The 22,363-nt window shown below is 34.4% G+C and carries 24 protein-coding genes and 2 pseudogenes; 17 read left to right on the plus strand and 9 right to left on the minus strand.

The window, feature by feature from the left end:
- Positions 1 to 347: 347 nt before the first annotated feature.
- Positions 348 to 959, minus strand: coding sequence for a hypothetical protein (locus ACIGHG_RS19530; protein WP_396550078.1), 612 nt, complete (start codon positions 957 to 959; stop codon positions 348 to 350).
- A 208-nt stretch (positions 960 to 1,167) separates the two neighbouring features.
- On the opposite strand from ACIGHG_RS19530, the gene ACIGHG_RS19535 reads away from it, so the two are divergent.
- The 6 genes and pseudogenes from ACIGHG_RS19535 (at position 1,168) to ACIGHG_RS19560 (ending at position 4,593) form a co-directional block, all read left to right on the plus strand.
- Positions 1,168 to 1,947, plus strand: a complete 780-nt coding sequence (locus ACIGHG_RS19535; protein ID WP_090920610.1) for an alpha/beta fold hydrolase — start codon at positions 1,168 to 1,170, stop codon at positions 1,945 to 1,947.
- Positions 1,948 to 2,775: 828 nt separating this feature from the next.
- A pseudogene (locus ACIGHG_RS19540) lies at positions 2,776 to 3,376 on the plus strand (DUF3967 domain-containing protein).
- A 36-nt stretch (positions 3,377 to 3,412) separates the two neighbouring features.
- Positions 3,413 to 3,721, plus strand: coding sequence for a hypothetical protein (locus ACIGHG_RS19545; protein WP_336474076.1), 309 nt, complete (start codon positions 3,413 to 3,415; stop codon positions 3,719 to 3,721).
- A gap of 190 nt (positions 3,722 to 3,911) precedes the next feature.
- Entirely contained in the window at positions 3,912 to 4,181 is a 270-nt protein-coding gene (locus ACIGHG_RS19550; RefSeq protein ID WP_336474077.1) for a hypothetical protein, read from the plus strand.
- Positions 4,150 to 4,437 carry a hypothetical protein gene (locus tag ACIGHG_RS19555; protein WP_336474078.1) on the plus strand — a complete coding sequence of 96 codons (288 nt, stop codon included), beginning with the start codon at positions 4,150 to 4,152 and terminating at the stop codon, positions 4,435 to 4,437. The genes ACIGHG_RS19550 and ACIGHG_RS19555 overlap by 32 nt, the downstream gene beginning before the upstream one ends.
- A 24-nt stretch (positions 4,438 to 4,461) precedes the next feature.
- Complete coding sequence (locus ACIGHG_RS19560) at positions 4,462 to 4,593, plus strand: hypothetical protein (RefSeq protein WP_336474079.1); 132 nt, start codon at positions 4,462 to 4,464, stop codon at positions 4,591 to 4,593.
- Between the two features lie 847 nt (positions 4,594 to 5,440).
- On the opposite strand, the gene ACIGHG_RS19565 is transcribed toward ACIGHG_RS19560, so the two are convergent.
- The 4 genes from ACIGHG_RS19565 to ACIGHG_RS19580 all read right to left on the minus strand — a co-directional run bounded on the left by ACIGHG_RS19565 (position 5,441) and on the right by ACIGHG_RS19580 (position 8,254).
- A complete protein-coding gene (locus tag ACIGHG_RS19565) occupies positions 5,441 to 5,626 on the minus strand; it encodes a cold-shock protein (protein WP_090911505.1) in 186 nt (61 codons plus the stop codon).
- A gap of 87 nt (positions 5,627 to 5,713) precedes the next feature.
- Positions 5,714 to 5,917, minus strand: a complete 204-nt coding sequence (gene cspD, locus ACIGHG_RS19570) for a cold-shock protein CspD (RefSeq protein ID WP_090911503.1) — start codon at positions 5,915 to 5,917, stop codon at positions 5,714 to 5,716.
- Between the two features lie 274 nt (positions 5,918 to 6,191).
- Entirely contained in the window at positions 6,192 to 6,944 is a 753-nt protein-coding gene (locus ACIGHG_RS19575; protein ID WP_336474080.1) for a class I SAM-dependent methyltransferase, read from the minus strand.
- Positions 6,945 to 7,747: 803 nt separating this feature from the next.
- Positions 7,748 to 8,254, minus strand: a complete 507-nt coding sequence (locus ACIGHG_RS19580) for a hypothetical protein (protein ID WP_090911499.1) — start codon at positions 8,252 to 8,254, stop codon at positions 7,748 to 7,750.
- A gap of 201 nt (positions 8,255 to 8,455) precedes the next feature.
- Between ACIGHG_RS19580 and ACIGHG_RS19585 the strand changes: the two genes are divergently transcribed.
- Positions 8,456 to 8,776, plus strand: a complete 321-nt coding sequence (locus ACIGHG_RS19585; protein WP_396550083.1) for a hypothetical protein — start codon at positions 8,456 to 8,458, stop codon at positions 8,774 to 8,776.
- Positions 8,777 to 8,929: 153 nt separating this feature from the next.
- Here the strand turns inward: ACIGHG_RS19585 and ACIGHG_RS19590 are convergent, their stop codons facing one another.
- A complete protein-coding gene (locus ACIGHG_RS19590; protein ID WP_336474074.1) occupies positions 8,930 to 9,682 on the minus strand; it encodes an alpha/beta hydrolase family protein in 753 nt (250 codons plus the stop codon).
- A gap of 255 nt (positions 9,683 to 9,937) precedes the next feature.
- On the opposite strand from ACIGHG_RS19590, the gene gnd reads away from it, so the two are divergent.
- Positions 9,938 to 10,843 carry a phosphogluconate dehydrogenase (NAD(+)-dependent, decarboxylating) gene (gene gnd / locus ACIGHG_RS19595; RefSeq protein WP_396550086.1) on the plus strand — a complete coding sequence of 302 codons (906 nt, stop codon included), beginning with the start codon at positions 9,938 to 9,940 and terminating at the stop codon, positions 10,841 to 10,843.
- A 123-nt stretch (positions 10,844 to 10,966) separates the two neighbouring features.
- Here the strand turns inward: gnd and ACIGHG_RS19600 are convergent, their stop codons facing one another.
- Positions 10,967 to 11,581: a cyclase family protein gene (locus ACIGHG_RS19600; RefSeq protein ID WP_336474072.1), complete on the minus strand. Its 615-nt coding sequence runs from the start codon at positions 11,579 to 11,581 to the stop codon at positions 10,967 to 10,969.
- Entirely contained in the window at positions 11,568 to 13,082 is a 1,515-nt protein-coding gene (gene zwf, locus ACIGHG_RS19605; protein ID WP_396550088.1) for a glucose-6-phosphate dehydrogenase, read from the minus strand. Before zwf ends, ACIGHG_RS19600 begins: the two co-directional genes overlap by 14 nt.
- A 442-nt stretch (positions 13,083 to 13,524) precedes the next feature.
- Here zwf and ACIGHG_RS19610 point away from each other — a divergent pair.
- The 3 genes and pseudogenes from ACIGHG_RS19610 to ACIGHG_RS19620 all read left to right on the plus strand — a co-directional run.
- Positions 13,525 to 13,719: pseudogene (locus ACIGHG_RS19610) on the plus strand (GNAT family N-acetyltransferase); the annotation flags it as partial.
- A gap of 209 nt (positions 13,720 to 13,928) precedes the next feature.
- A complete protein-coding gene (locus ACIGHG_RS19615; RefSeq protein WP_396550090.1) occupies positions 13,929 to 14,891 on the plus strand; it encodes a VOC family protein in 963 nt (320 codons plus the stop codon).
- A gap of 326 nt (positions 14,892 to 15,217) precedes the next feature.
- Positions 15,218 to 15,577, plus strand: a complete 360-nt coding sequence (locus tag ACIGHG_RS19620) for a hypothetical protein (RefSeq protein ID WP_336474070.1) — start codon at positions 15,218 to 15,220, stop codon at positions 15,575 to 15,577.
- A 136-nt stretch (positions 15,578 to 15,713) separates the two neighbouring features.
- Here the strand turns inward: ACIGHG_RS19620 and ACIGHG_RS19625 are convergent, their stop codons facing one another.
- Positions 15,714 to 17,117 carry an HD domain-containing protein gene (locus tag ACIGHG_RS19625; RefSeq protein WP_396550093.1) on the minus strand — a complete coding sequence of 468 codons (1,404 nt, stop codon included), beginning with the start codon at positions 17,115 to 17,117 and terminating at the stop codon, positions 15,714 to 15,716.
- A gap of 175 nt (positions 17,118 to 17,292) precedes the next feature.
- Between ACIGHG_RS19625 and ACIGHG_RS19630 the strand changes: the two genes are divergently transcribed.
- From ACIGHG_RS19630 to ACIGHG_RS19655, 6 genes are all read left to right on the plus strand, one after another.
- A complete protein-coding gene (locus ACIGHG_RS19630; protein ID WP_336474068.1) occupies positions 17,293 to 17,880 on the plus strand; it encodes an O-methyltransferase in 588 nt (195 codons plus the stop codon).
- 196 nt (positions 17,881 to 18,076) lie between these two features.
- Complete coding sequence (locus ACIGHG_RS19635; RefSeq protein WP_336474067.1) at positions 18,077 to 19,183, plus strand: toxic anion resistance protein; 1,107 nt, start codon at positions 18,077 to 18,079, stop codon at positions 19,181 to 19,183.
- A 23-nt stretch (positions 19,184 to 19,206) separates the two neighbouring features.
- On the plus strand, positions 19,207 to 20,037 hold the full coding sequence (locus ACIGHG_RS19640) for a DUF3974 domain-containing protein (protein ID WP_336474066.1): 831 nt from the start codon (positions 19,207 to 19,209) through the stop codon (positions 20,035 to 20,037).
- Between the two features lie 217 nt (positions 20,038 to 20,254).
- Positions 20,255 to 20,722 (plus strand): GNAT family N-acetyltransferase, encoded by a 468-nt coding sequence (locus ACIGHG_RS19645; RefSeq protein WP_336474065.1) that lies wholly within the window; start codon positions 20,255 to 20,257, stop codon positions 20,720 to 20,722.
- 324 nt (positions 20,723 to 21,046) lie between these two features.
- Positions 21,047 to 21,760: a class I SAM-dependent methyltransferase gene (locus tag ACIGHG_RS19650; protein ID WP_336474064.1), complete on the plus strand. Its 714-nt coding sequence runs from the start codon at positions 21,047 to 21,049 to the stop codon at positions 21,758 to 21,760.
- A gap of 5 nt (positions 21,761 to 21,765) precedes the next feature.
- On the plus strand, positions 21,766 to 22,281 hold the full coding sequence (locus tag ACIGHG_RS19655) for a 2'-5' RNA ligase family protein (RefSeq protein ID WP_396550096.1): 516 nt from the start codon (positions 21,766 to 21,768) through the stop codon (positions 22,279 to 22,281).
- Positions 22,282 to 22,363 lie beyond the last annotated feature (82 nt).

Genomic DNA, 22,363 nt, shown 5'->3' on the forward strand with positions numbered 1-22,363 from the left:
CGGAGGGGGTCTTTTTTCATAAGAGATCCTCATTTGGTAACGAAAAACAAGTTAGAATTTACAATTTTATTACTATTACACTGTTTTCAGTGTCCCAAAAATGATCATTTTTGTTACATTTTGTTTTAAAAAACAACAAGTTTTATAACTATTGAAGTCGTTGTAACAAAATACTGTATCAAAAGTTATTGGTAACATTATTGATTGAAGCCATTTTTGTTACTGAAAAACATGTATATATTAATAAGATTTGCTACTTTGCCCCTGATTACAAGAACGCTGGTACTGGGCCTAATCGGCTTTTAATTCCTTTTCAGGCAACCAAATCACAGTCTAGGCGGGCTCTCTCATGCAGTAGAAAAGGGAACGGTTAATTCACTTTTCATTAGTGTTTTTATTGCCTCTCGTTCTGCTGGTAAAATGATTTCTCTTAATTCTTGATTCATTGATGCAATGTCTGGATCATATGCGAAGGAAGGATCTAACCCTTCTAGGTATTCCCACAAATCGTTTAAGAATTCTCTACATTGTTGTGCTACCTCATCAGACAGAAATAGTTGATTAAAGATAAAAAAGTCGTTTGCCTCGACCCATTTTTGATTAGCATCATGATACCTTACCCTTCTTTTTACAATATTCAATTTTTGGATCGCCAAGTTTCTTTGCCCTTCTTGGTCCCACAAATTTAAAATTTCTTGTTTATCCTTGCCTGTGGCCTGAACTTCCTCCGTTAAAAACCACTCAATATCTGCTTTATTTGTATTCTCAAAGGTTAATTCTCTTACAACTCCACGAAGAGTGAAGATGGCACCGTAGGCAGTTTCCAGATATTTAAAGAGTTCGGGATACCGCTCATGTTTTTTTGTTGTGTACAGTTCAAAATCCTTAAAAACACGTTGCTGTTCATGTTTGAGCTGTTCTAACTTTATATGAAGGATGGAATAACAATTTTTGCACACTGCTAATAGCTTCGTTAGGTATTTTCTCAGGTGAAAAAGATAAAAGAATATCAATGACCTCTTGGTTTTCTAAGCTAATTTTCTCTAACTTCTCTGGTAAAGCCCGTCCTGTTTCGCTTCTTTGGCCTATAACTTGAATTGGTACTCATTTATATTAACCAAAATGAATATCTATTATTGAAACTATATTAACTAGGGAGGAATCTTCATGGGATACTTTGTTACCGTAGAGTCAGGTGTGAATTTATATGTAGAAGATATTAACCCCGGGGGAAATAAGACCATCGTATTTTTACATGGCTGGCCGTTAAGCCATAAACAGTTTGAATATCAGTTTAATGTTCTTCCTGCTATGGGCTATCGCTGTATTGGTATAGACTGGAGGGGATTTGGCAATTCGGATAAACCAATGAGCGGCTATACTTTTAATAGACTTGCAGATGATATCCGCACAGTAGTTGGTACACTTCAAATAAACAATTTTACTCTTGTGGGTCACTCTACCGGTGGGTCTATCGCAATTCGATATATGTCTCGTCACAATGGTTTTAGGGTATCAAAGCTTGTTCTTATTGATGCGGCCGCTCCAATTGGATTTACCGCAGAAACTGCTAATAACTACCTTAAAGAAACCTTAAATGATCGGCCTAAAATGATGCAGGACGTAACAGATGGCTTTTTCTTTCAGTATATAACTAAACCATTTTCGGACTGGTTTTTGCAAATGGGGCTACAAGCAGCAAGTTGGTCGACAGCTGCTATTATAACTACATTAAGAGATGAGAAGCTACATGCGGATCTTCCGAAAATTAATGTTCCTACTTTAATCGTTCACGGCATTCATGACAAAGTTATTCCATTTGTACAAGCTCAGGAACTAAATGAAAAGATAAGAAATTCACAGCTTGTTCCGTTTCAATATAGTGGTCATGGCCTTTTCTGGGAAGAACGCGAGAAATTTAACCAACTATTGGCACAATTTATTTAGTTAAAAATTTGATCTAAATTCAAATAAACAGAGGACGATAGCGTAATAATCGAGTACGCTTTACGGACAGTAAAATATTTGCTGTAATTATTAGACTCAATACAGTGTTGAACAAAAAGATATGTTAGTTCAACCAGCTAATGGGCTGCAATTATAATCATTATCTTAATCTTCCGCAAAAGAGTGCGATTGTTAATTAAAACTTAGATTTCAAACGACTTTATTGTTATATTTTTTAGTGTAGTGAAGTATCTCGCATCGAGATTAAATAACTATATTTTTAACCCCGTCCCAAATTTAGAACGGGGTTATGCTTGTTTGAGCTTTTAAAATTAAATAACTTTATTGTCATTTTACAGGCAGTCCAATTTATTTATGATTCCTCCTATTCATGTATCTTCGCAAACATAAATAGTCCTAGGCACTAACACCCAGGACTTCTTAATCAAATATTCATACTTTTCCGTATTTTGATTATATCACTTTGAGTAAAAAATTATAGTTCTTTGTTCAACTAAACTCCCTCTTACTTGAACAAAGAACAGTGTATATTATATTCATGTAAGGTTAACATAACGTATCATTATCGGTAGCAAGGAAAAAGGCGTCCCCTTACTCTCACAAGGGATTTGCCTTTTTCTTTTTCTATGAGGCTATGCATGATTTTATACATTGTGGAGATAATGGGGGTTTTCAGGCTTAGGGATGTCCTGTATTAGTACAAAATTTTGTATAAAATCTTGTATAAATGAAAACAAGTGATATGTGAATTATTAAGAAAAAGGGTATATCATTGCTATAGCGAATGTATTTTTGAGGTGAAACGCTATGAAGACGTTTTATAGTCCTAGTGACGTGGCGGAGCAATTAGGCATTCAGTCATCTACGTTACGTAAGTATGCAGACGTGTTGGAAAAAGAGGGTTACAACTTCATAAAAAACGAGCGTGGACATAGGAAGTATAGAGAAAGTGATGTAATGATATTCCGTAAGGTTATAAACCTAAAGGACGATACAGATATGACACTAGAAAATGCTACAAAGCAAATTGTATCATGGCATCAAGGTATTGAGGTGTTGCCGTTGGATCGACATGAAGTTGAGCGCTATGAAGAACCGGATTTCAACGCTACAGATGATGATTCAAGATCAAAAAGAAGTCATTGAAAAACAAAATGAGTTGCTTCAGGAATTAACCAAACGACTAACTGAGCAAGATCAGCGATTCATACAAAGAGAATCAGAGTTATTAAGCGCTATACAAACGATACAAGAATCCCAGGCACTTATAGCGACGAATTCTAGCGAAGACACGGCGAAGAACCAAGGCCGTGATGAAATGCTTATGCAAACAATAAGAGAAGTCCAGGAAGTTAAAAAGATGATTGCAGCAAGTAAAGATAAGAAATGGTATGAGTTTTGGAAATAATCTTTTGAATTTTGATTAATTAAGGAGTGAATTGAAATGGGAAGATACCCAACGATTACAATAATAAAAGAATTAGATAATAGCAAATATGTAATTTATAGTTTTGGTCCTACTATTGATAGTTGCGAGCAATACCCAGAAATGTATGAAAGATGGCGTTTTAAGATTTTAAAAGATAAAATAACCTTTGAAGAAGGTTATGTTTTACTTGATGATATGCCTAAGGAACATTTTCGATTATTTTACAAGTGTGCTTTTAAAGTATATAAGCAAGTTGAAGAATGTGGTGGAATGGAAAATTTTAAAAATATTGATTTACCAGATCAAATTTCATTTATTATTTAAAATTTATAAGGATAGATTGTACTTTATTTTAAAATAAGCATTCTTCTCTCTCCACTTATACTGTGGGGTGTGTTAGAAGGCTCTAAGAATAAATTCAGTCTTAGAATACAGACAGTACTATTAATACTCCTTGTTTTGTTTCTCATAACAATAGGGGTAGGTATACTAGAAGACAGATTGGGGTAGCAGTATGGGGGAAAAGAAATTTATAAACTATGAGAAAGACCCAGAGTATTTAAACGACTATGTAGCATTTACAAGTAAAAAGTTTGGAAAAACCTATTATTTGACTACAGACGTTAAGGGGTACACAGAGTATGAGTTAGAAGCGTATATTGTGGAACTGGAAGCATATAAGAAAAAGAGAAGAAAGAAAAATTGGATATACTTTGGTTGTTTTGTATTGTTTTGTATTGTTTTGTATAGTCTTGTTAGTAATAGAGGGGTATCAAAACGCTGAACTAGTTGCGAAAGGTAAGCCAATAGAAGCACCTGTTCTTGGGAGACATGTTGAGCTTGAACACCCTACTTTAGAATTGATTGTTGATGATAAAGTTAAAAAGTTATGGGTAAAGCAAGAGTTGTATGACAGTATAACTGTCATGGATAAGGTGAAGGTAATTGAATATAAAGGTGAGATTAAGTTAGACCCTAGATACGAAGGTGAAGACTTAATTATAAGGTTTATTAAAAAGGAAAAAGGAGTAGGAGAGTAAAATAAAAAAAGGTGTGGTATTAGTATGGAGATGGAAGATAAGGGGCAAGAAATTAAATCAAAAGAATCAAACGATAAGCCTTTAGCTTTTGGTTTTATTCTTTTCATGGTACTCGGGTGTTTTTGCCCAAATCCCCGATATGGGGGAATTAGCTAAATTTATAGCTATGTCAAAAGGTAGACCTTATGACATAGCTATAAATCTAGAATTTTTCATTTCAAAAATACAACTTATAATTATTTGAAATATTTCAATTGAAATGTATATGTTTTGACATAATCATTTTTAAAAGACGTTAAAATCCTTTGTTTATAAGGATCTTTTAATAATCCGCTTGCTATTCTCCCATTTCGAGGGGATGGGCAAAGAAACCCTACTTTGGTTATTTTAAAAGAATTATTTTTGATAATGGTGTTGTAAATCTCTGGAACAAATGCTTATCTACAAAATTCAAGTTATTTTTCTGATGCTTCATTCTTTATTGTAAATAATATACATTCAAAAAATGTTTATTTTTGTTTTTTATGGAAATTAATTTTTTTAGTAGTGGTAGGTATATCACTTGCTGTAGTAACTTGGTCATTCAGAAAATTATGTGAAATGAGGAAGAAATAGATTAAATATTGATTAACTCATTTTCTATGTTTTAAAAACAAGTCTAATATTGGCGTACCACCAACATTTCAACGAAAATATACGCTAAGCAAATTCCGACATAAAAAACGTTGATTTTACTACTCTAAGCGACTTATTCGATCTCAAAAACGAGGATATTTGAGACAAATGAAATTCACCCTAAAATGTGCTGAGAATAGCTTGAAATACGTCTCAAAATTCATCTCTAAATTAAAGTCTCAATGTAAACAAACAATATTGAGTTTTAAGAATCCCTTAACGTATAAAAAGGTTAAAATGTGCGTGCTACCCCAGTAAAATCTGAATGATTATAGGAGAGTATAAAAAAACCTTGCAGAGAATATTCTGCAAGGTGCTTACAAATATTTTATCCCAATCGAGGCAATAAACGTTCTCCGCTTTTCATTTCACTTCCACATAAAGGACATTTTGGGTGTTTTTCAAATGCAAAGTTTTTTCGCATCCACCCTAAGCACTCCTCTGACTCACATTCCCAAACTGGGATTTCTTCCGGTGCTACTTCTGCAACGTCATTCTTTTTGTTACGATACATGAGACCACTCCTTTTATGTGAAATATGTGTTTATATAATTAAAAAGGTTGTTAACCGTTCGTGTTAACAACCTTTTTATTGTCTAAATTATAGCTTTACAACGTTTTTAGCTTGAGGTCCGCGGTTACCTTCTTCAACTTCGAAGCTCACTTCTTGACCTTCGTCAAGAGTTTTGAAACCGTCGCCAGTAATAGCTGAGAAGTGAACGAATACGTCATTTCCGTCTGCAACTTCGATGAATCCGAAACCTTTTTCGCTGTTAAACCATTTTACTTTACCTGTTAATGTCATGGTAAATGCCTCCTAAAAATAAAGAAAATAAATGTAATATGATCCGTCTTATTTCTAAGGAAAATAAAAATTCACATATTATCAAAAACCCATAAGGAACGCATATCATCCCTATTGATGCTTGATAATATGTGAAGTGGATTTGTTTTCATATCGTATTCTATGGTTTCATTTTACAATGAAATGAGAAATATTGCAAGTGATGGTAACATTTTTGATTTTATTAGCAAACCGCCTCTCCGTGCGGGACTAATTAGCTTGGAGAGGCGATGAATTAAAAAGAAGCTATAAAGTAAAAGCGATGTGCTTTTACTTCAATATATCCGTTTTGTTGAATGTGGTTATGGATACGAAGCAATTGCTCTTCATATTTTGATACCGAAAAATCAGGAATTTGCCATGGAATTGTTTTTAAATAGTATATAATGCTTCCGATGTCGTAAAAGCGTTGATATGGAAAGTATTCTTGTTGCTTAAGAATTTGAAATCCAGATTGTTTTAGTTGTGAAGTGGCATACTGCATATCCCAATAGCTGTACTCATTTTCAGTATGTGCATGAAGAAGATGATTTAATTCTAAAGTGTCCAATCCGCCAACTTGTTGAGTAATAAAAACTCCGTTTGGCTTTAGAATTCTTTTTACTTCTGCCTCGCAATATGATTCATGTTTGTTAATAATTAAATCAAATTGTTCGTTTGCAAATGGCAATTTTGCATCATCTTCGATTTCATGAACAGAAACACCTAAAGGTTCTAGCTTTGCTTTTGCCAAAGCGATATTGGGAGCATATCCTTCTGTTGCTGCAGTTCTAGCAGGAAGCGGGGTTAGTAAAGATAAAAACTCACCGCCACCAGTTCCCATATCTAGCATGTGATCTACGCTATGCATATACTGTAATACGATTGATGAATAGCTCCACGGAAGTGGTTCTGTACTTAGTCTCCCGGTATCTGTTAGAAACGAGAAATTCCATCCTTGAAAAGGTTTATTAGCTTGTTTAACAAAATGATAAAAAGTATCTTTCATAGTTATTCCTCCTAAGTTATATTTTTATAGCTCAAATATAAGAGGAGGTCCACGACACATATTACAGTTACTATATGTCTGTTACATAGTGATACATATGTATATTCCCTTTCTAAATAAAATATTGTATGGATTATTTTAAATTAATATTACCACAAAGTGAATGAATATTTTGAAAAATCGAATTGTTCTGGTGTTTTTGTTTGTATAGAAAAAGAGTATGAACAAAATAAACATGTTATGGTAAGAGGAGAACTTTCCTGATAAATATAATGAGATTAAGTTCCCAATCTTAGCAGAATCTTAATTTTCGTGGTCGTAATTACCGGAAAATTAAGATTGTAACATTTTTTCTAGAATAATGAATATTTTATTCTCTGCTAATTTCAATTTTCATAATTGATATGCTAAATCTTATGGTTTCACTAGAACAGTACTTTGTGTCACTTTACCCATAAGTTGACCAGAAAATACTTACTTTTATAGGCGATTATCTAATTATCTAACGGAATTGGAAGCATAAATTGGCCTTGAGTTAATGATTAACCCATCAGCTGGCCGTTAGTTTATGCGGAATTTTATACATATGGAGTAAAGGAAATAAAGATAATGATTGCTTATAACCACTGATATAATGGGATGAATAAGAAACATACGTAGGTGAAGAGGATGCTTCACAGAATGTTGATAAGCTGGGGATTATTGGTGAGGGGAACTTCTGATAATGACACGTTATGTAAATTAAAAATGAATAGTATATACAATGCTCTAAATAAGAAAAGATGTCTAAATTAGACATCTTTTTATTTAGATACTAGATTATCAAGTTTCCAATAGGTATCTAATGGATCAATCTTACTGTCCATATATAAATACATGTTATTCAAATCTTTTGGGGGATTTTTCATCGTAAATGAAATTTCAAAAGTTAAAGCGTAGCCAACCGGAACATTTTTAAATTTATCTTCGTGTATAGGCATAGGTTGACCTTCATATTTTTTTCCCGTCTTTTCATCTTTAACGAAATACTTTATTTCTGAAAGATCAATTGTTTTTTCATCGTTTCGAACATTATTAATTGTAACACGAGTTGTAATGTTCCCCATTTTATCTACTATTTTATATTTTGCATTTTCAACTGTCGCTCTGTAAGATCCGCCTTTTGCAAATTCTTCATATAGTAGTATATTTTTTTCCTTTTCTTCAGATATTTCTTTCGATTTCTTTGGTTGAGTAGTTTCTTCACTACAAGCTGCCATTAAGCTTGTAAGTATAAATGCTGTACATGTTATTTTTATTAAAGATTTCATAGGGCTCCCTTTCTATATCCAAAAAATCAAAACACAAGGATAATTTTACATTAAAAGGTAAGAAAAGGGTGATTTTTTTTGAGAATTTATTTTTATTCCTAGAATGTTACGTTATGTTAACCGAGCATGAATACGATATTCATCCGAATTTGCACAAGATTGTCCTTGCTGATGGTACAATTAAAGTCATGGAGGGATATTATGGGTTATATTAAATTTTATGGAATACTGTTTCTTATATTCGGCACTGGAATATTCGTAATTATCAAGGCTGATTCACCAAAAATCAGGGAAAAAAATCTGTCATTCGTAATGATCTGTTTAGGGATAAATATACTCGCAATTCCAATGGCTTTTTTTATAGGTGGAATGGCAACAGATTCCCCAGACAGTACTGAACTTGATTTTTGGAAAGGATTTCTCTTTATTCAGGGAATACCGCTTCTCATACTACTTCTAGCTTTAGTTTGGTGGTTTATCGTTGGAATAAGGAAAAAGTCCACATGTAAGATTTTAAAATGACTTCCGCTAACGAATTTTATGTAAATAAGCTGTCCATATGGACAGCTTATTGTATTTTTTGTTGTATGTATATTAGAAGCATAAGTTGACCAAAACGGCTATCTTATGCTTTTTTTCACACTTTGCATAATGAAGTAAAAAACACTCATCTTCTTATGATTGATGGGTGTTTTTTGTTATAACAAATCTTTCTTCTATCCAATTTACGATGTTTTCTAACATCGGTAAGCTAATAGAGTGGTTTATATGAGGATAGAGAGTAAGTGAGAGATGAGAATGTTCAATTTCTCCAGATGCTAGGGCTTGTTCATAAAAAGTTTGCTGCCCAATTGGAGAAATAACTGTATCTTCCTGCCCGTGAAGTAAGAGGATATGTCTATTTTTAAAATTATGTAAAAAGTTAATAGGGTCTAATTGCTCGATAGCATCAATTTCATGATAAGCATTGGAACCTTGTTTTTGAAATATCTCTTCAGAAGTTAACCAGGCCGCCGAACCGTTTATATTAATTAATGCATCTATTTGTTGTTCTTGAACAAAAGCACCAGAAGCAATGAAACCCCCCATAGAACTACCGAGGATAATAAGTTTATGGTCAGAAAGGGAAAGGCTTTGAATAAACATTCGTACATCTTCAATAGATTGTATAATCGTTTTCCAAAAATAATGTTCCATAATAGCTTTGGAAAAGTAATTTGACAAGGCTTCTCTAGAGTCATGGTATATAATCTCGGGAATGATAACAGTGTAGCCGAAATTTGCTAAAATACTTGCTAAAAAAGTTTGATTGTATATACTTGAACCCCAACCATGATAAATAATAATTGTAACATGCTTATTATCATGTGTAGGCTCAAATAATAAATAATTGATGTTATTAGAATTCATGAGTTGTTTCTTATACATGTTAACACCTCTTCAATTGTTTGAAAATTTTAATTTCAATAATTGGTTATAGTGTATCTGCTAAAACGATTTTGTGCAAAATATATTTGGAAAGTATTGTTTTTTTGTGATTTGTGAGGGGGAAATGATAGCGTGAGTTCATATATACAGAGAAATATAAATCCAAGACTTTTCCGGAAATGAGATTTTTCGAGTAACTATATGTTGTCAATATGGAGAAAGATAAGTACATAGGAATTTTAGGAGGAAATGAACATGAAAATTGGTTTAATTGGTTTAGGGAAAATGGGACTTAACTTAGGACAAAATTTAATTGATAAAAAGCATGAAGTAGTCGCTTTTGATTTAAATGCAAATGCCGTAAAGGAAATAGAAGGATATGGGGCTATTGGTACAACTACATTAGCGGAACTCATTCAATCATTAGAAAAACCGAGAGTCATTTGGATTATGGTTCCGCATGCTGTTGTTGATTCGGTGATGAGTGACATTACGCCATTTTTAAGTCAAGGAGATATTGTAATTGAAGCGGGTAATTCCCACTATAAGGAATCAATTCGACGTTATAATGAGTTCAAAGAAGTTGGCGTGCATTTTATGGATGCAGGAACATCTGGCGGAACAGAAGGCGCTCGTCACGGAGCTTGCTATATGATTGGTGGAGATCCGGAAGCTTGGACTATTGTAGAACCTATTTTTCGGGATACAGCGGTAGAAAATGGCTATATATATGCAGGAAAAGCCGGGAGCGGTCATTTTTTAAAGATGGTTCATAATGGTATTGAATATGGAATGATGGCTGCCATTGGTGAAGGATTTGAAGTATTAGAGAAAAGTGAATTTGATTATGATTATGAAAATGTAGCAAAAGTGTGGAATCATGGTTCAGTTATTCGTTCATGGCTTATGGAATTGACAGAACGTGCATTTTCTAAAGATGCAAAATTAAATGAAATTAAAGGGATTATGCATTCGTCAGGTGAAGGGAAATGGACAGTTGAAACGGCTCTTGATCTACAAGCGGCAACGCCTGTTATCGCTATGTCATTACTAATGCGTTATCGTTCGCTAGAAAACGATTCATTTACTGGGAAAGTGGTAGCAGCACTTCGCAATGAATTTGGTGGTCATGCTGTGGAAAAAAATGAAAAGAACGAATAGTTGGTGTTATTGAACACTATAATATGTACAATAACGGAAAGTTCATTCGGTATGCAAGTAATTTAAATAGCCCTGTTCAGGCGAGAATAGGGCTATTTATTAATCGTGGAAATTAATATAAACTTATATATCTGTTAAAAGAAGAACACGTGCTGGGGAGGCATCTGTTCCAACTAATTTTAATGGCGCCGCCACCATAAAGTAGCTGTCAGGTGAGACTTCTTTTAAGCATAATCCTTCAATAACGATAATATCTGCACCAAATAATATTTTATGAGTAGGATGTCCTGGTTGACTACGTTCAACACCAAGAGCATCGATCCCAATTCCTCTAATATTTCGTGCTGCTAAATAATTCGCACCGTCCTCTTTTAAAAAAATAAATTCAAAGTTAAATTCATTTTCAAATGAATTTTGTGTTTTAAAAAGAACAAAATCATTCTCTTGAATATCAAGATTTTCTAAATCAGCTTTTGTAATTCCATCTTTAATTTCTGTTAAATCAAAAACTTTAGCAGTTCCCACTAATTTTTCTAATGGAATGGTTTCAAATGTTTTTCCTTTATTGATCATATGAAGAGGTGCATCAATATGTGTACCTGTATGAACATCTAATTCAATGCGTGATTCGGTTACGTGAGCATTTGTTGTTTTGGAAAATTTTGGCTGTTTTTCAGGTTTATTTTTGTAAACGGTCATTCCTTCAAAAATAGGTGCTGTGATATCATATATTTTCATTGTCGTTTTCTCCTTTGAAACGAGTCGTTATAGTTGGCCACCAATGAAAATTATCTTTTTCTAATAAGGCATCAGACTCCTTAGGACCCATTGATCCAGATTCATAGTTAGGAAAGTTTTCAGCTTTATGATTTGCCCAAACATTTGAGATAACATCAACAAATTTCCATGAAAGGGCCACTTCCTCCCAATGCGTAAAATTGGTTGAATCGCCGCGCATGCAATCATATAGGAGTATTTCATAGGCCTCGGGTGTATTCATTTTATCTGTACAGTTATTACAATAGCTTAATCTAATAGGGGTTGATGTTACACTGCTATTTGTTTTTTGTGCATTTAAGTGCAATGTAATTCCCTCATCTGGTTGAATATGAATAATGAGTAAATTAGGATGGACCTTTCTTTCCTGACTCAAATATAAATTCATTGGCAAATCTTTAAACTGTATAACAATTTCAGTAGATTTTTCTTGCATACGTTTACCTGTTCGAATATAAAAAGGAACTCCCGTCCATCTGAAATTTTCAATCATTAGCTTACCTGCAACAAATGTTTCTGTATTTGATGCTGGATCTACCTCGTTTTCTTCTTTGTAGCCAATTACCTTTTTTTCGTTTATAATGCCAGGGCCATACTGTCCGCGGACGAAGTATTGTTCGACTTCGTCTTTTGAGAGCGGTTTTAAAGCACGAAAAATTTTTATTTTTTCACTGCGAATCTCATCTGCTGTTAACTTAATAGGCGGATCCATCGCAAGAAGAGCAACCATTTGTAGTATATGATTTTGTACCATATCGCGGAGAGCACCAGAAGACTCATAATAACGTCCTCGATCTTCAACTCCTAATATTTCACTTGAAGTAATTTGTACGTTGGCAATATATTGATTGTTCCAAAGAGGCTCAAAAATAGCGTTGGCAAAGCGAATGACTTTAATATTTTGGACCATTTCTTTTCCTAAGTAATGGTCAATCCGGTAAATTTGTTCTTCTGTAAATGCTTGACGCAGCTGATCGTTTAGTTCTTGAGCTGAGTCATAGTCATGCCCAAACGGCTTTTCAATAATTAATCGAATCCATCCTTCTGTAGAAGTTAATCCTTCTGATTTTAAATTTGTGGCAATTGTCCCAAAAAAATCAGGAGCCATCGCTAAATAAAAAATGCGGTTTCCAGCCGTGTTATATTTATCATCAAGAGTGCTTAACAAACTTTTAAGCTCTTGATAAGAAGATATGTTTGTTACATCAAAAGGATGGTAGTAAAAATGGGAAGTGAATGTATCTTGATTTCTGTCATTATCTGGAAAGTGATGAATAGATTGTTTGACATTTTCACGAAATATTTCGTTAGACCAAGGTCTTCTTGCAACACCAACAACAGCGAAATCTTCAGAGATTTTCCCACTTCGATACAGTCTATAAATGGAAGGAAACAATTTACGTTTTGCTAAATCACCTGTTGCACCAAAAATGACAATAATAGTTTTAGGGGGTTTCATCATGTAATAAGCCTCACTTTATTGTAAATAAATTCAAACTTAGTATGTGGTTTATTTAGTAATACATGTAAGATACAAGGTGAATAATTTACTGTAGCTCATTGAGTGACGAGAAGTACTTAGAGAAGAAGGAGAACTTTGGAAAATAGAGAAATATAGAATGAAATGAAAGGTGAGGAAGCCTTGGGGATGCCAAACATTTGCGTGATTTCTATAAACGTAACAAATATAAAGCAAGCTCAAGTTGTTTTAGGTATTGAAACAGATAATTGAATCGAAACAATAGCTTTTTATAAAGAAAAAGGCATCGAAATGATATATGATACACCACAAAAATGTCCTCCAGGTTATTTTAGTGCATGTAATGATCCATTTGGGAATGTAATTGGACTTTTAGAATTTAGTAAAGAGGTAACGCAATCTTGAACAAGCAGGGGAGAATAAGATGAAAGTGCAATTAGAAGCAGTGACGAGAGAGAATTGGCAAGAGGCCTTACAATTAAAAGTAAAAGATGTTCAAAATTATTTCGTTCCAACTGTAGCAGTATCACTTGCTAAAGTGTATGTGAAACCAGACGGTGATAAGGTGAATTATTTGCCCTTTGCCATTTATGAAGAAGAGCAGGGATTAATTGGTTTCGAAGGAAGACATAGCCCATAGCGGGAGGCGTAGCCGCAGATGTGAAGCATTGAGGATCTTAAAAATAAGAATAATCAACTAAACAAAGGATTATAAATTGGAGTACCACCACATTGCCATCAACTTAAGAAAACAAGTCACCCCAAATTGTTCAATGTAATTAAAATAAACTTTTCTTTTGTCACAATTATTGAATTCAAGGAGAGTGGATGCAAATGCATGCTGAAATCAAATTCATTCATCACGTCGGCCATGTAGTCTCCGATATGGAAGCTGCACTTGAGCTGTACAGAAAACTGGGATTTGTCTGTTCGCCACCGTCCTATCCGGCGATGGCCGAAAATGAAGGAGAACCTCCGAAGCTATTCGGAGCGGCCAATTCGCATGCCGAGTTTTTAGGCAGCTTTATCGAAATCGTAACGGTTGCCGAGATAGGCGCGAAGATTCCGATCAATGCAAAACTCGTTCCGTTGCAGGCATCGCCGGATGTGTTCCAAGCAATAATCGGAAAAATCAAACGCACTGTCGATACTGTCTCCAGATGTCTGTCCCGTTATGAAGGAGCGCATATTCTTTGTTTCGGTACCGAGGATGCCGGCCAGACAGCGGACCGTTTCCAACGGAGTGGAATCAGTCATAGCGGTGTTAACACCGTGCAGCGGGCTCTTGAGATGTCCGGGGGAATTCAACTTATTCCCGTGCGCTATTTGGAAATTGACGGGGACAACGTGTATGAAGGTCGTCTGGCTGTAGCGGAAAACCCACCCTTAGCCATAGTAGAGGAGCAAATACCTCCGAACCATCCGAATGGGGCGACGGATCTGGTCGAATCAATCTTATGTGTAAACGATTCCGAGCTGGACGAATTCACTCGGCGATATGGCCGATACTTGGACTGTGAGGTCCGGACGGATGGAGTGACACACATCTTCAACTTGGAAGGAGCTCGCATCACAATCGTTCCCGGATCGCGGTTGTCAGAGCTGCTACCAGGAGAGGTGGCCCCCCCACTGCCGGGATTCGCCGGGTACGCAGTAGCAGTGAGCGATATCTCCCACACCCGAAGTTATCTCGAAGAGAATGGTTTACCGATAGCGGAGACGACCTCAGGCGACATCTTCGTACCGGCAGCTTCGGCGCTTGGTGCTGCTATCGTGTTCAGAAAAGCGTAGCCGCGAAAAGCAAACAATCCGTGTTAAATTGAAACAGAGGTAGATTAAGACTTAAAAAATACTAATTTCCTGTAAGTGTTTTAAAAGATACAAAACAACTGTTTACGGTATAAAAATAGTGCTATCACCAAGAGGAATTTTTCACTTTCCCTTAGGATAGCACTACACTACATTATATAAAAGTTTTGGTTTTGTTGAAGCAGGTGAATTTGATGAAGAAGAAGAGTTATTACGCTTTATAATTAACAGAAAAGAATAGATGATAGGGAAAATCTCCCTATGTTATACTTTGGATGATGGACGTATAAAAAGCTAGGAGGGAGAACATGGGGAGAGAAGTACAATTTGAAGATGAAGGTGTAGTTTTGAAATTGAATGGAGTAACTGGTTTTTTTGCGTTAAAACTATCATTAAAAATCCCATTTCATACAATTAAAAGTGTATTTGTAGACTATTTTGATGCTCCGCACTGGATGCTTCGTATGCCTGGAACATCATTTCCTGCCCTTAATATTTTTGAGGGAAGTTTTAAATATGCTGATGAGTGGTATTTTCTTTCCTATGAAAATAGGGTACCTCTCGTAATGATTGAATTAGAAGGTCACGAAAAATATAAGTATGTTGTTTTTGAAATTGATAATCCTACTAAGGTAGCAGCAGATATTAGGAAACATATGAGAGATTAATATGAGCGTTAGATAAAGGGTGATACAAATTTCAAGAAATTGTATCACCCTTTATCTGTGACCCATTCTATAATTTTCACGGTTTATTAGAGAGAACTGAGATTGTGTAATGTTGGCTTAACTGTATGAAAAAAGATTATTCCTTATGCAATGCTTTATGAATAGCTAACTGTGCTTTAGAAGTATTAGCAAAATTCAACCATTTTGTTTCAAGCTGAATGGTATGAGAATCAATTATCATTTCAACAATATCTAGATGTGAAAGAGTTGTCATAATTGATGTTTTATCACCATTTCTTTTTGCTGAAGACATATGTATTGCTAGTTCTGCGTTTACTGCAAATGCAAAATCGATAATCGTTGCTCCTTCAGGTAAATGAATTGGCTGTAATTGTGGTGTGAAAACAACGATTGTATCTTGAAAGAGTTCGTAGGAAACTAAATCATAAAAAGTGAGCGTATCTTTTGTTAATTCTATGTTGTTCATAATTGTATCATCCATAAGCTGTGCAGATAGCTGTTGTACTTCAGAATGCGGCATATCGCTTGAAAGTAAAGAAAAAATACCTCCATCATGCCTTCGTTTACCATCTTCAGTTTGAATACATATAGCCATCTCGTGATTTTCAATTTTGACCTTTGTTTTCAAACATTTATCAAATAAATTGCTATTGATGGCAATTGTGTCTTCAAATTGGTGTGGGATTGGTTCGTATAATTGATGTACCATTCCGAGAATTTTATAACAATCTAAAATGGATGAAGTTGTAATATGAATTTTGGAAATCATAGTTACATCTTGAATGACTTGCAGATGAGAATAAGCAGTATTAATAGGGCTTATTTCATAATCCAGGTGCCATGTTAATACTTCATCTTGAAAGCTTTGCATGTCTCTAGAAATCGTATCTATTAGATGGTGTAATATCTGATTATAATTTTGTAAAAGTTGTTTCATTCCTTCGTACTTTTGATTATGGAGATAAAAAAATGCAAGATCTTCTAATTCATATTGTATCGTTTTAAAATGTAGTTTATGGCAAAGTGGAGCGAATATCTTTAACGTTTCGTTTGCGTAAGGAACTTGTTTATGCTTATTTTTTACTTGCAGCGTTCTCATGTTGTGAAGTCGGTCTGTTACTTTTATAATTATCACTCGAATATCTTTTTGTGCTGCCACGAGCAACTTTTTGAAATTAATTGCTTCATATTCTTCTTTATTTTGTACAGATTTCTTATCTACTTTCGTTAGTCCATCGACAATATAAGAAACTTCTTTTCCGAAGTGTTTTTGTATATCTTTCAGCCTATAATTTGTATCTTCTACGACATCATGTAACAATGCTGCAATTAATGTTACACAGTCGGCTTCGCAGTCAAGTAATATGTCTGTCACTGCAAAGGGATGTAAAATATAAGGTTCTCCGGATATGCGAAACTGTCCTTCATGTGCTTGTTCAGCAAACAAGATGGCAAACTGAAACTGCTCGAATTCATTTTGGGTTAAATAAGTAGCTTTATGAATAAGTTGTTCTTTCATCAATTCACCTTCATTTATTAATTTTTTTAACTAAGGAATAATAGTTCGCCTTCATACAGGAAAAAGCCTTTCTAATAGCATATAATTGTAGGTAGACCTACATATTATTTTTGACATCACCCATATACTATTTTTTTTGTTTAGCAATGAAAGATATATGTAAGGGGGATTAGGTATGAGACTAGAAGTAGAAAAGTTACTCCAAGATCTTGAAGTATTCGGATTAGAACATGATTACACAAAAGAAACGAGAGAAGAAAGATTGCGAAACGTGTCTAAAGAAATGGGACAGTTTTTATCTATTTTGGTGAAAATGCGTGAAGCGAAACACATATTAGAAATTGGCACATCGAATGGATTCTCTACATTATGGCTTGCTAATGCTGCAGAGGAAACAAAGGGAACTGTTACAACAGTTGAACTTTCATCGAAACGAGTGGCAGAGGCAAATGAAAACTTCCAAAAAGCAAACCTCACAAACTATATTCATATCCATAATCAAGAAGCTGGGGCGTTTTTATCAGAACAGCTAGACAAGTCGTATGATTTTATTTTTTTAGATGCAGAACGAACGCAGTATATATGGTGGTGGGAAGACCTAAAACGCATTTTAATACCTAAAGGAATTATTGTCGTTGATAATGCAACTTCGCATGCGGAGGAATTACAGAATTTTTTTGATTTAGTTGAAGAAGAGAAGAACTTTGAAACAGTGTTATTGCCTTTTAAGATGGGTGCTTATGTCATGCGGAAACTCAATTAAAAAGAATTGTAAGCCTTTTAAACTAAAGAATCCGCCTTAAGAATGGATGCTTCTCAGCCTTAAGTCTGAGGACAATTAAAAATACAATAGGTATACTTATAATATAAAACGGGGAATGAATGCAATATATAGACCGTTTAAAGATATGGTCACCTAACCATAATTATAAGTGTATGCATATAAAGGAGCGATTTTGTTGACGGAATTGCAAAAGAAGGAAACCTTATCAGTAGAGGACAAGATAGAAGTAGTCGTAGATTCAGTTATTAAAGATGAGGAATTAGCTGAACTAAATAAAGAAGCGGATTTGTATGTGCAAAAGTTAAATAGTGAGCATAATGCAGATCTTTCAAAAGTACTGGCACAACTTGCTGATTTAGGAGATAAAGAACAACGTGATGCAGGGCAAACATTAACGGCATTAAAACGTCCAGTAACGGCGATGATGAATGGGAAAAATGAGGATATTCCTAAAACATTGCTTGATTTACGTAAAGTTGTTTCAGAATTAGATCCGAATTCACTACATGCATCTGGTATGAAACGAATTATGTTCAAAGTATTTAAGAAAAACCCGATGGAAACGTATGTTCATAAATATCAATCCATTGATAAACAAATTGAAGAGATTATAAAGGCGCTATTAGTTGGTCGTGATAATTTACGAGAAGACAGCGTTGGTTTAGAAATGTTAAAAGAACAATCCGAGCAAAAGATTCATGCGCTTGATAAACAAGTGTATTTAGGTAAGAAGCTTGCGGATATGTTGGAAGTAGAAAAACAAAATCCAGAGCGGCAAAAAGATATTCCATTAATTAACGATGCGCTAGAAAAGATTCTTGTACGTACGCGTAATATGCAGCAAGCAAAGAGTGTGTTACTACAATCTATTGCCTCTGTTGATATCATTAAGAAAAATAATGAAAAGTTAACAGAAGCGATTCGAAATGCAATTACAATGACGCAAAACGTTGTCACAGTATCAGCAGCGATTCAATTGGCGTTAACGAATCAAAGGAAAACAATTGATGCTGTGAATGCGACAAATGAAGCAATTGAATCTATGATATTGAGTAATTCACAAGCGCTAAAGCAAAATACAGAAGAAACGACTAAGTTGTTAGAAAATCCAGCAATCGGTATGGAGAAACTTCGCGAATCATTCCAAAACGTATTTGCGGCGATTGAAGCATCTGAAAAATCAACAGAACGTATTATTGAATCAAGTAAAATGTTTGTAAAAGAACTAGACACGTTCAACGATGAAATGAAAAAGAAGCTCATTCAGCGTCCAAATAAATAGACGGCAATAGAGGAGGTGAAAAAATGGGTTTCTTTGAATTTATTTTGTTACTTATCGGCATAGTCCTTTTGATAGGACTTACAGCAGTAATTTTACTTGCTTATTTTGGCCGGAAATTTTATGTATCATGGAAAAAACCGTATAAACGAGCGACAGACTCAATGGAGCGTTTATCGCACAGCACAGTACCTTTCTTACAAGAATTCACACAGCATCCGTTGTTTTACCGCTGGATTCGTAAGGAAGGAAGCGGTAGTCAAAAAGCGTTCACCGTTCTTTTTTGTACAACTAACGAGCGCACAAAAGAACAAGTTTTTTCCATGTTGCCAAAGGAAAAACAGAAAAAACTTCACTACACTGTAAAAACAACAAAGCAAATTACAAGTGAAGATATGGAAATGACAACGATGAAAGTAAAAGAATTCTTGAAGCGAGAATTACAACAACCATCCAAGCCAACAGATTTCTCGTTTTACAAGTTGTACTTTTATGACCGGTATCCAGACGCATTAAAACATATTGAAATGTATAAACGTTCAGTAAATCCATCATTGCAAAGAAGTATTGATGATGTGACAATCTCTGTACTGCAAGCTATTCCGTACTATCAAGAAAATCGTATGTTTGAGCAGCAACATAAACTCGAGACTTTCTTAATGAAAGACTTAGTAGATATGTTATCACTCATTGCACAAATTCCACCGGCGCAGCGTTCAGAGAAAGAAGAAGAACTTACGATTTATCTAAAAGGATTTCAAAAAGAGATGGAAACAGTAGAACGTAACATTCGCAACGCTGTCGATCACGATTTACAAGTGAAGATGCGTGCAGCCAAAGAAAAATTTAAGAACTAAACAAGCGAGCATTGATCTATCAATGCTCGCTTGTTTAGTTTGGAAATGGTAATAAAATTTCACATACCACAATGTAAAGTTATAATTATATTAACTAACATCAAAGTATCTTTATTTTTATGTAAAAATTTGTTTTTAAGACTAAATTTATCCTCCTCTTACTATAAAGAATTTATTAAAATATATAGAGAGAAACAAATAGAAGGAGGTATGTGAGATGAAAGCGTATGTTAAACAACTTAATAATAAAGGAAATAATGAAGAGGGGATAAAGGAAATTATAGAATTATGGAATGAAAACGCTATGGAAACAGCTGAATGTGAATTAGACGAAAATGATAGGATGGCTGTTCAAGACCAATTAGAACAGTTTATACAATCAAAATACGGTACTGTTTTTGTAGTAATGAATGAATTTCAACATATTGTTGCTTATGCGATAGCTTCTATAAAAAAAGATTTAGTCAGCGATATGCTATATGGTCAAATAGATGAAGTGTATGTAACAGAAAAATATCGACGAAAGAAAGTTGCTCAAAATTTAGTAGATCATTTAATAACTTGGTTGAACCAAGAAGAGATTACCGCGATTCACGTATATGTTGATTTAGATAACAAATTAGCTTTAGAATTTTGGGAGAAATCAGGTTTTGATAGAGAGTTTTTTGTTCTATCAAATAATTAATTTTTGTTTGAGGAATTGCATAATTTATATAAATACAAATTAAAAAATCGACATAAAAACCCGCTTTCTTTTTAGGCGGGCGAGAGCATTTGACCATGTATAGAAACGGTCAGGTCCTTTTTCTGCCACATGCAAGGTTTAAAACAAAAGGAAAAAGCATGTGCAGGTCATGGGGTATTCTGCACAGCAGCGACTTATATGTCAAAGAATTAAAATGGATTTATATAGAAATTACGCAGATATAATTCTGAATAGTAGGTGAATTACACTGAAATTTAGTATAATTAGGTTATAAGAATAATTGATAAGAGGTGAAATGCACTTATGAAAAATGAAACTTTACATAGTATGGATGATGTGATTACAATGTTAGACTCTCTATTAAGATCTCCTGAACCATTTTGGAATCAGTTCTATTCTGATCGAGGTAAAGAAGTCCCTTTCTTTGCGAATGTACCGGATGAAAATTTAGTTTCCTATTTTGATAGAAACATGATTCAGAAAGGAAAAGTATTAGAGTTAGGCTGTGGTCCGGGTCGAAATGCCCTTTATTTAGCAAAAACAGGCTGTGAAGTAGACGCAGTCGATTTATCTGAAGAAGGGATAAAATGGGCGGAAGAAAGAGCGGCTAAACAAAATATATCAGTTCATTTTATCTGTAAGTCTATTTTCGATTTACAAGTCGATAACCAATATGATTTCGTATATGATTCGGGTTGTTTGCACCATATCCCGCCTCACCGAAGAATCCATTATGTCGAATTAGTTAAGCAAGCATTAAAACCAAACGGGTATTTCGGTTTAACGTGTTTTGCTGCGGGAGAACTAGATGAAAAAAATGGTTCAGAAATATCAGATTGGGATGTATATCGGGGCTGGAGCTTGCAGGGAGGAGTTGCGTATTCAGAAGAGAAACTGCGTGACGTTTTTCAAGATTTTGAAGTTATTGAGATGCGAAAAATGAAAGCGATTCAGCAACCGAATGATGTATTTGGGGAGCCATTTCTTTGGACAGCTCTTTTTAGAAAGAAAGTGTAATGACGATGGAGAGAACAATTTTACTTTTCTTGAGTGATGATAATGATTTAGAAGAAATTGAAGCGATAAGAAGAAAACATGACCCTTTATTTGGTTTGATTTCACCTCATATTACGTTAGTATTTCCTTTTGTGAGTCAAGTGTCAAATGAGGGTTTAAAAAAACATATAGAAATAAATATAGGCAACATGAATCCTTTTTATATTACCTTGAATCCAATTGTAACCAATACAGATGAGTACTTATTTCTACTCATAGAAGAAGGAAAAGAAAAGATACTTGAGCTACATAATAAGTTGTATACAGATTTTCTTCAACCGTTTCTTCATAAAGAAATTCCTTATCTTCCACATGTTACAGTGGGAAGAAAAAACGATAAAGAAATGGCCATACGTGTTATAAAAGGCCTGCCGCCACTTCGAGATACAATGGGGTTTACTATTGATAAAATTACGGTAGAAAGTATAGGGGAAAACGGGGAATCTATTATAGAGTTTGAAGTACCGCTAACAACAAAATAGGGAAATTACTTTTATAAAAATCTTCATCGGAACAATTTTATAAGTAATGTGATGTACCTTTACTTGATTTTGTACATATAGT

The sequence above is a fragment of the Bacillus sp. NPDC077411 genome (assembly GCF_044543425.1).
Lineage (GTDB): Bacteria > Bacillota > Bacilli > Bacillales > Bacillaceae_G > Bacillus_A > Bacillus_A bruguierae.

What these genes read in the sequence shown, in the direction of transcription:
- ACIGHG_RS19655 (WP_396550096.1), top strand. Translation starts at nt 21,766, where the DNA reads ATGGAGAGAACAATTTTACTTTTCTTGAGTGATGATAATGATTTAGAA.
- ACIGHG_RS19565 (WP_090911505.1), bottom strand. Translation starts at nt 5,626, where the DNA reads ATGTATCGTAACAAAAAGAATGACGTTGCAGAAGTAGCACCGGAAGAA.
- ACIGHG_RS19630 (WP_336474068.1), top strand. Translation starts at nt 17,293, where the DNA reads ATGAGACTAGAAGTAGAAAAGTTACTCCAAGATCTTGAAGTATTCGGA.
- ACIGHG_RS19650 (WP_336474064.1), top strand. Translation starts at nt 21,047, where the DNA reads ATGAAAAATGAAACTTTACATAGTATGGATGATGTGATTACAATGTTA.
- ACIGHG_RS19625 (WP_396550093.1), bottom strand. Translation starts at nt 17,117, where the DNA reads ATGAAAGAACAACTTATTCATAAAGCTACTTATTTAACCCAAAATGAA.
- ACIGHG_RS19535 (WP_090920610.1), top strand. Translation starts at nt 1,168, where the DNA reads ATGGGATACTTTGTTACCGTAGAGTCAGGTGTGAATTTATATGTAGAA.
- ACIGHG_RS19615 (WP_396550090.1), top strand. Translation starts at nt 13,929, where the DNA reads ATGCAAATGCATGCTGAAATCAAATTCATTCATCACGTCGGCCATGTA.
- gnd (WP_396550086.1), top strand. Translation starts at nt 9,938, where the DNA reads ATGAAAATTGGTTTAATTGGTTTAGGGAAAATGGGACTTAACTTAGGA.
- ACIGHG_RS19585 (WP_396550083.1), top strand. Translation starts at nt 8,456, where the DNA reads ATGGGTTATATTAAATTTTATGGAATACTGTTTCTTATATTCGGCACT.
- ACIGHG_RS19550 (WP_336474077.1), top strand. Translation starts at nt 3,912, where the DNA reads ATGGGGGAAAAGAAATTTATAAACTATGAGAAAGACCCAGAGTATTTA.
- ACIGHG_RS19600 (WP_336474072.1), bottom strand. Translation starts at nt 11,581, where the DNA reads ATGAAAATATATGATATCACAGCACCTATTTTTGAAGGAATGACCGTT.
- ACIGHG_RS19575 (WP_336474080.1), bottom strand. Translation starts at nt 6,944, where the DNA reads ATGAAAGATACTTTTTATCATTTTGTTAAACAAGCTAATAAACCTTTT.
- ACIGHG_RS19580 (WP_090911499.1), bottom strand. Translation starts at nt 8,254, where the DNA reads ATGAAATCTTTAATAAAAATAACATGTACAGCATTTATACTTACAAGC.
- ACIGHG_RS19645 (WP_336474065.1), top strand. Translation starts at nt 20,255, where the DNA reads ATGAAAGCGTATGTTAAACAACTTAATAATAAAGGAAATAATGAAGAG.
- ACIGHG_RS19620 (WP_336474070.1), top strand. Translation starts at nt 15,218, where the DNA reads ATGGGGAGAGAAGTACAATTTGAAGATGAAGGTGTAGTTTTGAAATTG.
- zwf (WP_396550088.1), bottom strand. Translation starts at nt 13,082, where the DNA reads ATGATGAAACCCCCTAAAACTATTATTGTCATTTTTGGTGCAACAGGT.
- ACIGHG_RS19590 (WP_336474074.1), bottom strand. Translation starts at nt 9,682, where the DNA reads ATGTATAAGAAACAACTCATGAATTCTAATAACATCAATTATTTATTA.
- ACIGHG_RS19545 (WP_336474076.1), top strand. Translation starts at nt 3,413, where the DNA reads ATGGGAAGATACCCAACGATTACAATAATAAAAGAATTAGATAATAGC.
- ACIGHG_RS19560 (WP_336474079.1), top strand. Translation starts at nt 4,462, where the DNA reads ATGGAGATGGAAGATAAGGGGCAAGAAATTAAATCAAAAGAATCAAAC.
- ACIGHG_RS19640 (WP_336474066.1), top strand. Translation starts at nt 19,207, where the DNA reads ATGGGTTTCTTTGAATTTATTTTGTTACTTATCGGCATAGTCCTTTTG.
- cspD (WP_090911503.1), bottom strand. Translation starts at nt 5,917, where the DNA reads ATGACATTAACAGGTAAAGTAAAATGGTTTAACAGCGAAAAAGGTTTC.